The sequence below is a fragment of the Streptomyces colwelliae genome (genome assembly GCF_048158785.1).
Classification (GTDB): domain Bacteria; phylum Actinomycetota; class Actinomycetes; order Streptomycetales; family Streptomycetaceae; genus Streptomyces.
Genome location: NZ_JBLTJC010000713.1, coordinates 1 through 2220 on the forward strand (window position 1 = coordinate 1; position 2220 = coordinate 2220).

1 protein-coding gene is annotated in these 2220 nt (G+C 69.2%); it reads left to right on the forward strand.

The window, feature by feature from the left end; translation table 11 throughout:
• Positions 1-2178 (forward strand): 1,4-alpha-glucan branching enzyme (gene glgB, locus ACNFOC_RS53515; protein WP_416966188.1); only part of this gene is annotated, 2178 nt, incomplete at its 5' end.
• Positions 2179-2220 lie beyond the last annotated feature (42 nt).

Here is a 2220-nt window from a genome sequence, read left to right on the forward strand (position 1 = left end):
GCCCTGGACGCCACAGACCGCGACCGTCTCCTCCACGGCACCCACCACGCCCCCCACTCCGTACTCGGCGCCCACCAGGTCCCCGGCGGCGTCGCGTTCCGGGTGTTCCGGCCGTTCGCGCTTGGAGTGACCGTCGTGGCCGGGCAGTTGAAGGCCGAGTTGCATGACGACGGGGACGGGTTCTTCTCGGGGTTGCTGCCCTTGCAGGGCGTGCCGGAGTATCGGCTCGCCGTGGCCTACGAAGGCACCGTGCAAGAAGTCGAGGACGCTTACCGGTTCCTCCCCGCGCTCGGCGATCTGGATCTCCACCTGATCGGCGAGGGCCGGCACGAGGAGTTGTGGCAGGCGCTCGGGGCGCGGCCGATGACGCATCAGGGGGTCACCGGTACCCGTTTCACCGTGTGGGCGCCGGACGCGCAAGGCGTACGCCTCGCCGGTACCTTCAACTTCTGGGACGGGACGGGCGCCCCGCTGCGCTCACTCGGCGGCACCGGGGTCTGGGAACTGTTCATGCCCGGCATCGGCGAGGGCGAGCTGTACAAGTTCGAGATCACCCGCCCCGACGGTTCGAAGACGCTCCGCGCCGACCCGATGGCCCGCCGCACCGAGATCCCGCCGAGCACGTCCTCGATCGTCCACGCCTCGCACTACGAGTGGAACGACGCCGCTTGGCTCGCCCAGCGCGCCGAAGTCCCCGCCCACGAGGCCGCCTTCTCCGTCTACGAGCTCCATCTCGCCTCCTGGCGCCCGGGATTGACGTACCGCCAGCTCGCCGAGCAACTCCCCGCCTACGTCAAGGACTTGGGCTTCACCCACGTCGAGATGATGCCGGTCGCCGAGCACCCCTTCGGCGGCTCGTGGGGTTACCAGGTCACCGGTTTCTACGCACCCACCGCCCGCCTCGGCACCCCCGACGACTTCAAGTTCCTCGTCGACGCCCTGCACCAGGCCGGTATCGGCGTCCTCATGGACTGGGTACCGGCCCACTTCCCGCGCGACGACTGGGCGTTGGCCGAGTTCGACGGCCGCCCCCTGTACGAGCACGCGGACCCGCTCCGTGCCGCGCACCCGGACTGGGGCACCCTGGAGTTCGACTTCGGCCGCCGTGAGGTGCGCAACTTCCTTGTGGCGAACGCCGTCTACTGGTGCCAGGAGTTCCACATCGACGGCCTGCGCGTGGACGCGGTCGCCTCGATGCTGTACCTCGACTACTCACGCGAGCCGGGCCAGTGGACCCCGAACGAGCACGGCGGCCGGGAGAACCTCGACGCCGTCGCCTTCCTCCAGGAGATGAACGCGACCGTGTACCGCAGGGTGCCCGGTGTCGTGACGATCGCCGAGGAGTCCACCGCCTGGGACGGCGTCACGCGCGCCACGCACCACATCGGACCCGGCGGATTCGGCGGCCTGGGCTTCGGGTTGAAGTGGAACATGGGCTGGATGCACGACTCGCTCGACTACATGTCGCACGAGCCCGTCCACCGCAAGCACCACCACGGTGAGATGACGTTCTCCATGGTCTACGCCTACAGCGAGAACTACGTCCTGCCGATCTCCCACGACGAAGTCGTCCACGGCAAGCGCTCGTTGGTGTCCAAGATGCCCGGTGACTGGTGGCAGCAGCGCGCCAACCTCCGCGCCTACCTCGCCTTCATGTGGGCCCACCCCGGCAAGCAACTCCTCTTCATGGGCCAGGAGTTCGCCCAGGGCGCGGAGTGGTCGGAGACCCACGGCCCCGACTGGTGGCTCCTCGACCCGGCCTACGGCGCCGAAGCGGACCACCGGGGCGTACGCGACCTCGTCCGCGACCTCAACACGGTGTACCGCCACACCCCCGCCCTCTGGCAACTCGACACCGACCCGGCCGGCTTCCAGTGGGTCACCGGCGACGCCTCCGAGGACAACGTCTTCGCCTTCCTCCGCTACGACACCGACGGCTCCCCCCTCCTCGCCGTCAGCAACTTCTCCCCCGTGGTCCGCCACGACTACCGCCTCGGCACCCCCGACGACATCCCCGCCTGGCACGAAACCCTCAACACCGACACCGCCCTCTACGGCGGCAGCGACATCACCAACCCGGATCACATCAAGCCCGAACCCCAACCGTGGCACGGCCGCCCGACCAGCATCCGAGTGACGCTGCCGCCTCTGGCTACGATCTGGCTGCGCCCGGCCTGACAGCCCCAACTTCACAGCACCGGGCACTACCCAGCCCGTCCG